Source organism: Isoptericola sp. NPDC056573 (assembly GCF_042793335.1).
Classification (GTDB): domain Bacteria; phylum Actinomycetota; class Actinomycetes; order Actinomycetales; family Cellulomonadaceae; genus Isoptericola.
In genome coordinates this window covers 116913-129035 of record NZ_JBHTUY010000003.1, presented here as the reverse complement: position 1 = coordinate 129035, position 12123 = coordinate 116913, and the positions used below count along the sequence as shown (strand labels likewise).

The window sequence follows — 12123 nt, the reverse complement described above, 5'->3', positions numbered from 1 at the left end:
CCCTACTGCCCGCCGCACCCGATGTGCATCCGTGCACACCACACGTGCTCGGTTGGGCGTTGCGCGCACACGGCCGGGACCGGCAGCATCCTCGGCGTCAGGTGGCGACGACGCCACGGTGTCAACGACGACACGGAGGAACCATGGCCGCGGGCCAGAGCACGGCGCCGGACGGCGCGACGCACGGCACGGGCGACGGCGGCAGCGACCGCTCGTTGCTCACCAGGATCGTGTCCGCCTCGATGGCCGGCACGGTCGTCGAGTGGTACGACTTCTTCCTCTACGCGACCGCCGCGGCGCTCGTGTTCGACAAGGTGCTGATGCCCGCCATGGGCAACCAGTACGACGGCATCATCGCCGCCTTCGTCACGTACGCGATCGGCTTCCTCGCCCGTCCGCTGGGCGGCGTGATCTTCGGGCACCTCGGCGACAGGCTGGGCCGCAAGCACACCCTCCAGGTCACGATCATGATGATCGGCGCCGCGACCGTGCTCATGGGCTGCCTGCCGAGCTACGACGCGATCGGCCTCGCGGCGCCCGCCCTGCTCGTGCTGCTGCGCTTCGTGCAGGGCATCGCGCTCGGCGGCGAGTGGGGCGGCGCCGTGCTGCTCGTCGCGGAGCACGCGCCGGACCGCAGCCGCGCCCAGTGGGCCGCGTGGCCGCAGGCCGCCGTGCCGGTGGGCAACCTGCTCGCGACCGCCGTGCTGTGGATCATGTCCACCACGCTGTCCGACGCCGCGTTCCTCTCCTGGGGCTGGCGCGTCGCCTTCTGGCTGTCGGCCGTCGTCGTGCTGGTCGGCTACTGGATCCGCACCACCATCACCGACGCCCCCATCTTCGAGGAGGCGAAGGCCGAGCTCGAGGAGGGCACGACGTCGGGCTACGGCGTCCGCGACGTCGTCCGGCGGTACCCGCGCGGCGTGCTCACCGGCATGGGCCTGCGGTTCGCGGAGAACATCATGTACTACCTGGTGGTGAGCTTCTCGATCGTCTACCTCGGCACCGGGCTCGGGATGGACACGGCGTCGATCCTCGGCGTCGTCGCGATCGCCCACGCCTTCCACTTCGTCGTGATCCTGTGGGTCGGGCGCCTGGCCGACCGCCTCGGCCGCAAGCCCGTGTACCTCGCCGGCGCGATCCTGGGCGGCACCTGGGGCCTGTGGGCGTTCCCCGCGTTCGGCACGAGGAGCACCGTCGTGGCGCTCGTCGTCATCATGGTCGGCCTGCTGTTCCACGCGCTCATGTACGCCGGGCAGCCCGCCATCATGGCCGAGATGTTCCCGACCCGGATGCGGTACTCGGGGGTGTCGATCTCCTACCAGGTGACGTCAATCGTCGCCGGCTCGCTGGCCCCGATCCTCGCCACGACCTGGCTCAAGACCACCGGCTCGTGGTGGCCCACCGCCGTCTACCTGCTCGTGGCCGGCGCGATCACCACCGTGGCCGTGCTGAGCATGCGCGAGACCCGCGGCATCTCCCTGCGCGACCTCGACGCCCGCGACCGCGAGACCGCCGGGGCGGCGGCATGACGGGCGGCTCCACCCGCCCGTCGCCCGGCGAGCGCACGCTCGCCGGGCGTCGGGCCCTGGTCACCGGCGGCGCCTCCGGCATCGGCGCGGCCTGCGCGCGGGAGCTCGCCGCGCGCGGCGCCGAGGTGGTCGTCGCGGACGTGGAGCCCGACGGCGCGAAGCGCCTCGCCGACGAGCTCGGCGGCGAGGCGTGGGTCGTCGACCTCGCGGACACCCGCGCCCTCGACGACCTGCGTCTCGACGTCGACGTCCTGGTGAACAACGCCGGGATCCAGCGCGTGAGCCCGGTGCAGGACTTCCCGCCGGACGACTTCCGGCTCGTCCACCGCCTCATGCTCGAGGCACCGTTCCTGCTGGTACGTGCGGCCCTGCCCCGCATGTACGCCCGCGGGTGGGGGCGGGTCGTCAACGTCTCGTCGGTGCACGGGCTCGTCGCCTCGCCGTTCAAGGCCGCGTACGTCTCCGCCAAGCACGGCCTCGAGGGGCTGTCCAAGTCGGTCGCGCTCGAGGGCGGGCCGCACGGCGTCACCAGCGTCTGCGTGAACCCCGGCTACGTGCGCACCCCGCTCGTGGAGGCGCAGATCTCCGACCAGGCCGCCGCGCACGGGATCCCCGAGGAGGAGGTGCTGGCCCGGGTGATCCTGGCCGAGCCGGCGGTGAAGCGCCTCGTGGAGCCGGAGGAGGTCGCGTCGCTGGTGGGGTGGCTCACCGGGCCGGACGCGTCGATGGTCACCGGCGCCTCGTGGACGATCGACGGCGGATGGAGCGCGCGATGACCGGGCTCGACAAGGTGGTCGCGACGGCGGCCCAGGCCGTCGCCGACGTGCCGGACGGCGCCTCGCTCGCCGTCGGCGGCTTCGGTCTCTGCGGCAACCCGGTCGCCCTGATCGAGGCGCTGCTCGCCCAGGGCACCACCGGCTTGTCCGTGGTGAGCAACAACTGCGGCGTCGACGACTGGGGCCTCGGCCTGCTGCTGGGCGCCGGGCGCATCCGGAGGATGACCAGCTCGTACGTGGGCGAGAACAAGGAGTTCGAGCGGCAGTTCCTCGCCGGCGAGCTCGAGCTGGTGCTCACCCCGCAGGGCACGCTCGCCGAACAGCTGCGGGCGGGCGGCGCCGGGATCGCCGGGTTCTGGACCCGCACCGGCGTGGGCACGCAGGTGGCCGACGGCGGCCTGCCGCGCCGCTACGACGGCGCGGGCGGCGTCGCGGTGGCCTCGCCGCGCAAGGAGGTACGCACCTTCGCCTCCGGCGACGGCGCCGACGCCGAGTTCGTGCTCGAGGAGGCGATCACCACCGACTACGCCCTCGTGCACGCGGCGCGGGGCGACCGGCACGGCAACCTCGTGTTCCACCGTTCGGCCCGCAACTTCTCCCCCCTCGCCGCGATGGCGGGGCGCGTGTGCGTGGCGCAGGTCGAGGAGCTGGTGGAGCCCGGCGAGATCGACCCCGACGACGTGCACCTGCCCGGCGTGTACGTGCACCGCGTGGTGCACGTGCCCGGCGGCGAGAAGCGCATCGAGAAGCGCACCACCACCCCGCACCCGTCGACAGCGAAGGAGGCCTGAGCCATGCCGCTCACCCGCGACGAGATGGCCGCGCGCGCCGCGGCGGAGCTGGCCGACGGCTGGTACGTGAACCTGGGCATCGGCCTGCCGACGCTCGTGCCGAACCACGTGCCCGCCGGCCGGCACCTCGTGCTCCAGTCCGAGAACGGCTTGCTCGGCGTCGGCCCCTACCCCGCCGAGGCCGACGTCGACCCCGACCTCATCAACGCCGGCAAGGAGACCGTCACCCTGCTGCCCGGCGCCTCCGTGTTCGACTCCGCGACCAGCTTCGGCATGATCCGCGGCGGCAAGATCGACGCCGCGATCCTCGGCGGCATGCAGGTGTCGGCCACCGGCGACCTGGCCAACTGGATGATCCCCGGCAAGATGGTCAAGGGCCCGGGCGGCGCGATGGACCTCGTGCACGGCGCGCGGCGCGTGATCGTGCTCATGGAGCACACCGCCCGGGACGGCTCCCCCAAGCTGCTGCCCGCCTGCACCCTGCCGCTCACCGGGCGGGGCGTGGTGCACCGGGTCGTCACGGACCTCGCGGTGCTCGATGTCGCCCCCGAGGGCTTCGTGCTCCGCGAGCTCGCGCCCGGGGTCACCGTCGACGACGTCGTGGCGGCCACCGGCGCGCCCCTCACGGTGTCCCTCGACGCCGTGCGGGCCGCGTGACCGCCCGGCTCTCAGGCGGCCCGTCGCGAGCGGGCCACGAGCACGAGGGCGACCAGGACGCCGACCACGCTGACCACGGTCGCGACCCAGAACGCGGCGGAGTAGGCGCCGGCCGGGTCGGTCGCGCCGGCCGCCAGGAGGGCCGTGACCACCGGGGCGGCCGCCGCGGAGCCCACGGTGCGCACGACGCTGTTGAGGCCGGTCGCCGCGCCCGTCTCCGTGGGCGGCGACCAGGTCACGACGAGCTGCGCGCAGATCGCGTACCCGATGCCGTTGCCGAGGCCCAGCACGGAGAACGCGACCACCACCGCCCACGGCGTCGCCGGCCACAGGGCCAGGCCGGCGCCCCCGACGGCCATGACGGCCGCCGCGACGGCACCCGTGCCGCCCGGGCCGACCCTCCGCACCAGGGCCGGTGTGGCGCGGCCGCCGAGGAAGACGAGCACGGCGCTGGGGAGCATGGCCAGCCCGGAAACCGTGACGCTCATTCCGTGCCCGTAGCCCGTGCCTGCCGGGGCCTGCATGAGCAGCGGCAGCGCGACGTAGCAGACGTACGGCACGAAGCCCACGGCCACGGTGAGCAGGCTGACGAGCACGATCGGCCCGTGCCGGAAGGTGCGCACGTCGACCACGGGCGCCGCCGTACGACGCTCGACGAGCACCAGCACGGCGAGCAGCGCCACGCCGACCAGGCCGACGACGAGGGTCCGCGCGGAGGTCCAGCCCCACGTGCCGCCCTGCGAGACGGCGAGCAGCACGCCGACGAGGCCGCCCGCGAGCAGCGCGATGCCGGGCCAGTCCGTCCGGCGCTGCACCGCGGGCGCGCCGCCGCGCGGGACCCAGGCCGCAACGAGCGCGCCCGAGCCGAGGATCAGCACCGCCCCGAGCACGAAGAGCCAGCGCCAGCCGAGCGCGTCCACGACCACGCCGCCCACGACGAGCGCGGCGCCCGCGCCGAGGCCGATCATCCCGGGGATCCACCCGAACGCTGCCGCGAGCCGCGGCCCGGTCAGCACGGACCGCGCGAGCGCCAGGGCCAGCGGGAAGGTCGCGGTGCTCACGCCCTGCACCACGCGGGCGGCGAGCAGGACGCCGAGCGTCGGGGCGGCGGCCGCCACGAGGGTCGCCGCGGCGAACACGACGATGGTGCCGAGCAGCACGCGACGGTGCCCGAACCGGTCGCCGAGGTTGCCGACCACGGGCGCGAGGACCGCCCCGGCGAGCAGGAACGCCGTGAGGATCCAGCCGGTGCCCTGCGCGGTCGCACCGAGCTCGCGGCCGAGCGTCGGCAGCGCCGGGACGACGAGCGTCTGCATCAGGGAGAAGGCGAGCACGGCGGCGCTCAGCGCGAAGGTCACGCGGCCGGGGTGCCGCACGACCGTCGCGTCGACGGGCTGGCCGGGGGCGGCGTCGGGCGCCGGGCGGGACGGAGGCACGGTCGTGCTCGCTCTCTGTGGTGGGGGTGGCTGCGCCTCGTCGCGCGTGGCCGATCGAAACGGAACGGAATGCTCGTTCCGATTCACCCTAGCACCGGGACGGCGGCTACCGTGAGGCCATGCCCTCCGCCCCCGCCGACGACCGCGCCGACGACCGACCGCTCCCCGGCCGGCTGCGGGAGGCGCGCGCCAACGACACCGCCGTGCTCGCTGCGGCGCGCGAGGTCTTCGCGGCCCAGGGCCACGGCGCCTCGATGGCCGACGTCGCCCGGCACGCCGGCGTCGGCGTCGGCTCGGTCTACCGCCGCTACCCCACCAAGGAGGCCCTGGTCGAGGCGCTCCACGTGCAGGCGGTGCGCGAGGCGGCGCGGCTCGCGACCGACGTCGCGGACCAGTGCGGGACCGACGCGGTGCCCGAGGCCGACGGCGCCGTCGGCACGTTCCTCGCACGGCAGATCACCGGCGCGACCGGCCCCATCCTCCGGCCGCCGGGAGCGGGCGGGCCCCTCCCCGCCGACCTCGCCGCGGCGACCCGCGACCTGCGCGTCGGCCTCGAGCGCCTGGTCGCGTACGACCGCGCCGCGGGCCTGCTGCCGACCGGGTTCACCACCGCGGACGTCATGCAGCTCCTGCTGCACCTGCGCCCCGCGCTCCCCTTCCCCCGTGCCGAGGCGGACGCCCTGCACCTGCGCTACCTCGGGCTCGTCCTGGCCGGGCTGCGCTCCCGGGCGGGCGAGGACGCCGGCCTCGACGGCGCCGGGATCGGCGACGGCCCGAGCTGGGACGAGTGGGTCGGCGCCTGGCACGACTGAGCGCCACCACGACCGTGCGCCGAGCAGGCGGTTGCGCACGGAATGCCTGCTCAGAACGTGCGCAACCGCATGGTCGGCGTCATTCGTCCCCGGGCGCGTGCCGCTCCAGGAACTCGTAGACCTCGGTCGTGTCCACGCCGGGGAACGCGCCGGACGGCATCGCCGCCAGCATCGACGCGTGCGGGCGGGCGCTCGGGAACGCGTGCCCGCCCCAGCGGCGGGCGAGCGGCTCTGCCGGGCGCCGGCAGCAGCCCTCGTCCGGGCAGCGCGACGTGCTGCGTGCCGTCGTCTCCCGCCCCAGGAACCACTTGACCTGCGCGTACGGCACGCCGACGCTCACGGAGAACCGCCCGTCGGGCGTGTCCTGCACCCGGGAGGTGCACCAGTACGTGCCGGTCGGGGTGTCCGTGTACTGGTAGTACGGGCTGAGCCGGTCGGCGATACCGAACACCACCCGCGCCGTCCAGTGCCGGCACACGTGCTGCCCCTCCACGGTGCCCAGCGGGTCGGCAGGGAACCGCACGCCGTCGTTCTCGTACGCCTTGTGGATCGACCCCGACTCGTGGACCTTCATGAAGTGCACCGGGATGCCCAGGTGCCGGGTCGCCAGGTTCGTGAAGCGGTGCGCCACCGTCTCGTAGGAGACGGCGAACGCGTCGCGCAGGTCCTCCAGCGAGATCGACCGCCGCTCCTTCGCCTCGCGCAGCTGCTTGACCGCGTCACGCTCGGGCACCAGCAGCGCCGCGCACAGGTAGTTGGCCTCGACGCGCTGGCGCAGGAACTCGCGGTAGTCGCGCGGCTCGGCGTGCTCCAGCACGTGCGACGCGAGCGCCTGCAGCACCGCGGAGCGCGCCTCCGACCGTCCGCGGATCCCGTTGCTCGGCAGGTAGACGCGCCGGTGGAGCTGGTCGATGACGGCGCGCGTGGACTGCGGCAGGTCCGGCTCGTAGTGGATCGAGAAGCCGAGGTGGGCGGCGAGCTCCCCCACCGCCCGCTGCGGCAGCGGGCCGCGACCGTGCCCGACGTCGTCGAGCAGGCCGCGCGCGACGATCTCCAGGTCGGGGAAGTAGTTGTCCTGCGCGCGCATGTCGGCGCGCAGCTCCGTGTTCGCCCGGCGCGCCTCCTCCGGGGTCAGCGCGCGCTCGGAGTGCAGCCGCTCCAGCTCGCGTTGCAGGCCCACGATCGCCTCGAGCGCGTCGGTCGGGAGGGACTTGCCGACCTTCACAGGGTGCACGCCGAGCGCGGAGAAGAGCGACCCCCTTTGCACGCGCTCCAGCTCGATCTCGAGCGCGTCCCGGTGCGACGGCGCCTGGGCGGAGAGCAGGTCCTCCACGCTCGCGCCGAGGGCGCGGGCCACCGCCTGCAGGCGCGCGATCGTGGGCTCGCGCTTGCCGTTCTCGAGCATCGAGACCTGCGACGGCGCACGTCCGATGGCCTCTCCGAGCTGCTCCAGGGTCATGCCGCGGCGGGTGCGCAGGTGCCGGATGCGGCGGCCGATCGTCAGGGCGTCGGCCTCCTGGTCGATCGGCAGCGTCGCGTCGTCCCGGGTACCGGGCCGGGGGTCGGTCGAGATGGCCATGCTCGAGGGTGACACGTGCCACACCTTCCGTCCAGGAGAAGAACCCCGGAATTTCTCCTCAGAATTCCTGGCCGCGGGGTGGCACGGCGCGCGAGGGTCGTGGTCATCGGCACCGCCACCGACGACCGAGACACACGAAAGAGGCTCGACATGACCGCCATCCTCGACTCCCGCAGCACCACCCGCGCCGGCGACCAGGCCCAGACGGCCACGCAGCTCGCCGAGCAGTGGGCCACCGACCCGCGCTGGGAGGGCATCAGCCGCGACTACACCGCGGAGGACGTCGTCGCGCTGCGCGGGTCGGTCGGTGAGGAGTTCACGCTGGCCCGGCGCGGCGCCGAGCGGCTGTGGCGCCAGCTGCACGAGGAGGACTTCATCAACGCGCTCGGCGCGCTGACCGGCAACCAGGCCGTGCAGCAGGTCAAGGCGGGCCTGCAGGCGATCTACCTCTCCGGTTGGCAGGTGGCCGGCGACGCGAACCTGGCGGGCCAGACCTACCCCGACCAGTCGCTCTACCCGGCGAACTCCGTGCCCGCCGTCGTGCGCCGCATCAACAACGCCCTGCTGCGCGCCGACCAGATCGACGTCTCCGAGAACGGCGCCCCGACGCGCGACTGGCTCGCCCCGATCGTGGCGGACGCCGAGGCCGGGTTCGGCGGGCCGCTCAACGCGTACGAGCTGATGCGGTCGATGATCGCGTCGGGCGCCGCGGGCGTGCACTGGGAGGACCAGCTCGCCAGCGAGAAGAAGTGCGGCCACCTGGGCGGCAAGGTGCTCATCCCGACCCAGCAGCACGTGCGCACCCTCAACGCCGCGCGCCTCGCGGCGGACGTCTCCGACGTGCCGTCCGTGGTGATCGCCCGCACCGACGCCGAGGCCGCCACCCTGATCACCTCCGACGTCGACGAGCGCGACCGCCCCTTCCTCACCGGCGGCCGCACGGGCGAGGGCTTCTACGAGGTGCGCAACGGCGTCGAGCCGTGCACCGCCCGGGCCAAGGCCTACGCCCCGTACGCCGACCTCATCTGGATGGAGACGGGCACCCCCGACCTCGAGCTCGCGCGCAAGTTCGCCGAGGCCGTCAAGGCCGACTTCCCGGACCAGATGCTGGCCTACAACTGCTCGCCGTCGTTCAACTGGAAGAAGCACCTGGACGACGACACGATCGCGAAGTTCCAGCGCGAGCTCGGCGCGATGGGCTTCCGGTTCCAGTTCATCACGCTGGCCGGCTTCCACGCCCTCAACTACTCGATGTTCGACCTCGCCCACGGCTACGCCCGCGAGCAGATGTCCGCCTACGTGCGGCTCCAGGAGGCCGAGTTCGCCGCCGAGGAGCGCGGCTACACCGCGACCAGGCACCAGCGCGAGGTCGGCACCGGCTACTTCGACCGCGTGTCGACGGCGCTCAACCCCGACGCCGCCACCCTCGCGCTCGCCGGCTCCACCGAGGCCGCGCAGTTCTGAGAGCCGCAGGGCTCTGAACCTCCCCCACCCGCTCAGCCCCGACAGACCGGAGGCACGCCATGACCACGCTCACGTCCCCGACCACCGCCCCGGTGCCCGCCGTCGCGCCCGCCGTCGGCACCCCCCTCGCCGACACCGCGACCGACCCGTTCGTCTGGGGCGGGACGTCGCTCGCGGAGGGGCACCTCACCGTCACCGCCCCGCTGGAGGCGCGGGACGAGGAGATCCTCACCCCGGAGGCGCTGGCGTTCCTGGCGATGCTGCACGACCGGTTCGCCGACGACCGCACCGGGCTGCTGCTGGAGCGGCAGCGGCGGATGCGACGCGTCGCGGACGGCGAGGACCCGGACTTCAACCCCGCCACCCGGCCCGTGCGCGACGACCCGTCCTGGCGGGTCGCGGGCGCGGCCGGGGCGCCGGGGCTGAGCGACCGACGGGTCGAGATCACGGGCCCGACGGACCCGAAGATGACGATCAACGCGCTGAACTCGGGCGCCCGGTGCTGGCTGGCCGACGCCGAGGACGCGCAGTCCCCGACGTGGCGCAACGTGGTGGAGGGGCAGCTCGCCCTGCGCGACGCGATCCGCGGCACGCTGACGTTCACCAACCCGGCGGGCAAGCAGTACGCGCTGCGCTCCACCGACCTCACCGAGCTGCCGACGATCGTGTTCCGCCCGCGCGGCTGGCACCTGTTCGAGTCGCACCTGGCGTACACCGGGCCGGACGGCTCGACCCAGCCGGCGTCGGGCTCGCTGGTGGACTTCGGCCTGTACCTGTTCCACAACGCGCACGAGCTGGTCGCCCGGGGCCGGGGGCCGTACTTCTACCTGCCGAAGCTCGAGGGCTACCGCGAGGCGCGGCTGTGGAACGAGGTCTTCGAGGCGGCGCAGGAGGCGCTCGGCCTCCCGCGCGGCACCATCCGCGCGACCGTCCTCATCGAGACGCTGCCGGCCGCGTTCGAGATGGAGGAGATCCTCTACGAGCTGCGCGACCACTGCGCCGGCCTCAACGCGGGGCGCTGGGACTACCTGTTCAGCGTGATCAAGTGCTTCCGGAAGCGGGGGTCGTCGTACGTGCTGCCCGACCGGGGGCAGGTGACGATGACCGCGCCGTTCATGCGGGCGTACACGGAGCTGCTGGTCGCCACGTGCCACAAGCGGGGGGCGCACGCCATCGGCGGCATGAGCGCCTTCATCCCCGACCGCCGCTCCCCCGAGGTGACCGAGCGCGCCGTCGAGCAGGTGTGGGCCGACAAGACGCGCGAGGCCCACGACGGCTTCGACGGCACCTGGGTGGCCCACCCGGACCTGGTCGAGGTGGCGCGCGGGGCCTTCGACGAGGTGCTCGGCGACCGCGAGAACCAGACCGACCGCCTGCGCGACGACGTCGAGGTGGGGCAGGCGGAGCTGCTCGACGTCGCCTCCGCCCGGCGCGGGGGCGCCACCGTGACGGCGGGCGGGCTGCGCACCAACGTGTCCGTGGGGCTGCGGTACATCGAGTCGTGGCTGCGCGGCACCGGCGCGGCGGCGATCGACCACCTCATGGAGGACGCGGCCACGGCCGAGATCTCCCGGTCGCAGGTGTGGCAGTGGGTCGCGTCGGGCACGACCACGGACGACGGCCTGCCCATCACCCGCGTGCGCTGCGAGGCCGTGCTGCGCGACGTCCTGCGCGGCCTGCCCCGGTTCGCCGGCGACCGCTTCGAGGACGCCGCGGCACTGTTCCGCGAGGTGGCCCTGGGCGAGGAGTTCCCGCCGTTCCTCACCACCGGCGCGTACGCCCGCTACCTGGCCGGCTGAGCGCCCTCCCGTCTGTCGCCGAACAGGCGGTTGACACCGTGATCGCGACCCAGCGGGGCCGATAACGGTGTCAACCGCCTGTTCGGCGTCGCCTCGGGCAGGATCGAGGGATGACGACGACGCTGCGCGAGCTCCTGCTGGGCCAGGTCGAGTTCTACTGGGACGTGCACCTGTGGCCGCGGCTGCAGGGGCTGACCGACGACGAGTACCTCTGGGAGCCGGTCGACGGCGCATGGAGCCTGCGGCGTGACGACGCGGGCACCGTCCGGATCGAGCTGACGCCGGTGGACCCGCCCGTGCCGCCGGTGACGACGATCGCGTGGCGCTGCGCGCACCTGGGGCGCGACGTCTGGGGCAAGCGGGGCCGCGCGCTCTTCGGCCCCACGCCCGCCCCCGCGGACGCCGACATGTTCGACGCACGGCACTGGCCGGAGCCCCTCCCGCTGACCGCCGGCGGCGGCCTCGACCTCCTGCGCGAGGGGTACGGGCTGTGGCGCGATCACCTCTCGCGGCTCGACGACGACGCGCTCGCCGCGCCGCTCGGGCCCCGCGGCGGGCCGTACGCGGACGACTCCCTCGCCGCCCTCGTCGTGCACCTCAACCGCGAGGCGATGGCGCACGGCGCCGAGATCTGCCTGCTGCGCGACCTCTACCGCGCGCAGAGTCAGCGCCGCGACCCCCTCGTCGCGACGGCGCTCGGCGGCAGCGCGGCCGACCTCGAGCGCATGCTCCGGCTCGACGGCGGGCTGGGCGACCTGCCCGACCGGTACCCGACTCTGGTCGTCGAGCTGGCCGGGCTGGGCCGCTGGGACGCGGTCCGGTCGCTCGTGGAGCACGGCTTCCCGGTCACGGTCGCGACCGACGACGGCGCCACGGCGCTGCACTTCGCGGCCACCACCGGCACCCCGGACGACGCCCGGCTGCTGCTCGACCACGGCGCGGACCCCGCGGCCGTCGACGGCCGCTTCGGGACGACGCCGGCCGGCTGGGCGGACTTCCTCGGCCGCACGGAGCTGGCCGAGGTGCTCACCCCCTGACCGCCGAGCATGCGGTGGCGCACCTTCTGAGCGCTCAGAACGTGCGCCACCGCATGCTCGGCAGCGGGGGGTGGTGTGGCCTGTGGATCACCACGGCGGGCGGCCTCTCCGGTGCGGCAGGGTGACGGCGCATGAAACCGCGACCTGCGCGAGCAGGCCGACGCCCAGGGCGTGCGGCTGCGCGGGTTCTTCGTCGCGGCAGGCGGCCAGGTGCGGCCGCTGGCGCTCGACGACGCCTGAGCA

10 protein-coding genes are annotated in these 12123 nt (G+C 74.2%); 8 read left to right on the top strand and 2 right to left on the bottom strand.

The annotated features are described in order from the left end of the window. The first annotated feature begins 143 nt into the window (after positions 1-143). From ACFQ8E_RS05690 to ACFQ8E_RS05675, 4 genes are read left to right on the top strand one after another with little or no spacing between them, the layout of a single operon-like run. A complete protein-coding gene (locus ACFQ8E_RS05690; RefSeq protein WP_430549613.1) occupies positions 144-1529 on the top strand; it encodes an MFS transporter in 1386 nt (461 codons plus the stop codon). Then, a complete protein-coding gene (locus ACFQ8E_RS05685; RefSeq protein WP_430549612.1) occupies positions 1526-2305 on the top strand; it encodes a 3-hydroxybutyrate dehydrogenase in 780 nt (259 codons plus the stop codon). The genes ACFQ8E_RS05690 and ACFQ8E_RS05685 overlap by 4 nt, the downstream gene beginning before the upstream one ends. Next, complete coding sequence (locus ACFQ8E_RS05680) at positions 2302-3096, top strand: CoA transferase subunit A (protein ID WP_430549611.1); 795 nt, start codon at positions 2302-2304, stop codon at positions 3094-3096. Before ACFQ8E_RS05685 ends, ACFQ8E_RS05680 begins: the two co-directional genes overlap by 4 nt. Positions 3097-3099: 3 nt before the next feature. Beyond that, entirely contained in the window at positions 3100-3753 is a 654-nt protein-coding gene (locus tag ACFQ8E_RS05675) for a 3-oxoacid CoA-transferase subunit B (protein ID WP_430549610.1), read from the top strand. 11 nt (positions 3754-3764) lie between these two features. On the opposite strand, the gene ACFQ8E_RS05670 is transcribed toward ACFQ8E_RS05675, so the two are convergent. Beyond that, on the bottom strand, positions 3765-5189 hold the full coding sequence (locus ACFQ8E_RS05670; protein ID WP_430549609.1) for an MFS transporter: 1425 nt from the start codon (positions 5187-5189) through the stop codon (positions 3765-3767). Between the two features lie 119 nt (positions 5190-5308). Between ACFQ8E_RS05670 and ACFQ8E_RS05665 the strand changes: the two genes are divergently transcribed. Further along, positions 5309-6001: a helix-turn-helix domain-containing protein gene (locus tag ACFQ8E_RS05665; protein ID WP_430549608.1), complete on the top strand. Its 693-nt coding sequence runs from the start codon at positions 5309-5311 to the stop codon at positions 5999-6001. A gap of 79 nt (positions 6002-6080) precedes the next feature. Here the strand turns inward: ACFQ8E_RS05665 and ACFQ8E_RS05660 are convergent, their stop codons facing one another. Further along, positions 6081-7580 carry a helix-turn-helix domain-containing protein gene (locus ACFQ8E_RS05660; protein ID WP_430549607.1) on the bottom strand — a complete coding sequence of 500 codons (1500 nt, stop codon included), beginning with the start codon at positions 7578-7580 and terminating at the stop codon, positions 6081-6083. Between the two features lie 150 nt (positions 7581-7730). Here ACFQ8E_RS05660 and aceA point away from each other — a divergent pair, with 150 nt between their 5' ends. The 3 genes from aceA (at position 7731) to ACFQ8E_RS05645 (ending at position 11880) form a co-directional block, all read left to right on the top strand. Then, complete coding sequence (gene aceA / locus ACFQ8E_RS05655) at positions 7731-9044, top strand: isocitrate lyase (RefSeq protein WP_430549606.1); 1314 nt, start codon at positions 7731-7733, stop codon at positions 9042-9044. Between the two features lie 59 nt (positions 9045-9103). Beyond that, complete coding sequence (gene aceB / locus ACFQ8E_RS05650) at positions 9104-10843, top strand: malate synthase A (protein WP_430549605.1); 1740 nt, start codon at positions 9104-9106, stop codon at positions 10841-10843. Between the two features lie 110 nt (positions 10844-10953). Further along, positions 10954-11880: a DinB family protein gene (locus tag ACFQ8E_RS05645; protein ID WP_430549604.1), complete on the top strand. Its 927-nt coding sequence runs from the start codon at positions 10954-10956 to the stop codon at positions 11878-11880. The last annotated feature ends 243 nt before the right edge of the window (positions 11881-12123 follow it).

Bases quoted from the DNA above. Each gene is read 5' to 3' on its own strand.
- ACFQ8E_RS05690 (WP_430549613.1), top strand. From the start codon at position 144: ATGGCCGCGGGCCAGAGCACGGCGCCGGACGGCGCGACGCACGGCACG.
- ACFQ8E_RS05685 (WP_430549612.1), top strand. From the start codon at position 1,526: ATGACGGGCGGCTCCACCCGCCCGTCGCCCGGCGAGCGCACGCTCGCC.
- ACFQ8E_RS05680 (WP_430549611.1), top strand. From the start codon at position 2,302: ATGACCGGGCTCGACAAGGTGGTCGCGACGGCGGCCCAGGCCGTCGCC.
- ACFQ8E_RS05675 (WP_430549610.1), top strand. From the start codon at position 3,100: ATGCCGCTCACCCGCGACGAGATGGCCGCGCGCGCCGCGGCGGAGCTG.
- ACFQ8E_RS05665 (WP_430549608.1), top strand. From the start codon at position 5,309: ATGCCCTCCGCCCCCGCCGACGACCGCGCCGACGACCGACCGCTCCCC.
- ACFQ8E_RS05660 (WP_430549607.1), bottom strand. From the start codon at position 7,580: ATGGCCATCTCGACCGACCCCCGGCCCGGTACCCGGGACGACGCGACG.
- aceA (WP_430549606.1), top strand. From the start codon at position 7,731: ATGACCGCCATCCTCGACTCCCGCAGCACCACCCGCGCCGGCGACCAG.
- aceB (WP_430549605.1), top strand. From the start codon at position 9,104: ATGACCACGCTCACGTCCCCGACCACCGCCCCGGTGCCCGCCGTCGCG.
- ACFQ8E_RS05645 (WP_430549604.1), top strand. From the start codon at position 10,954: ATGACGACGACGCTGCGCGAGCTCCTGCTGGGCCAGGTCGAGTTCTAC.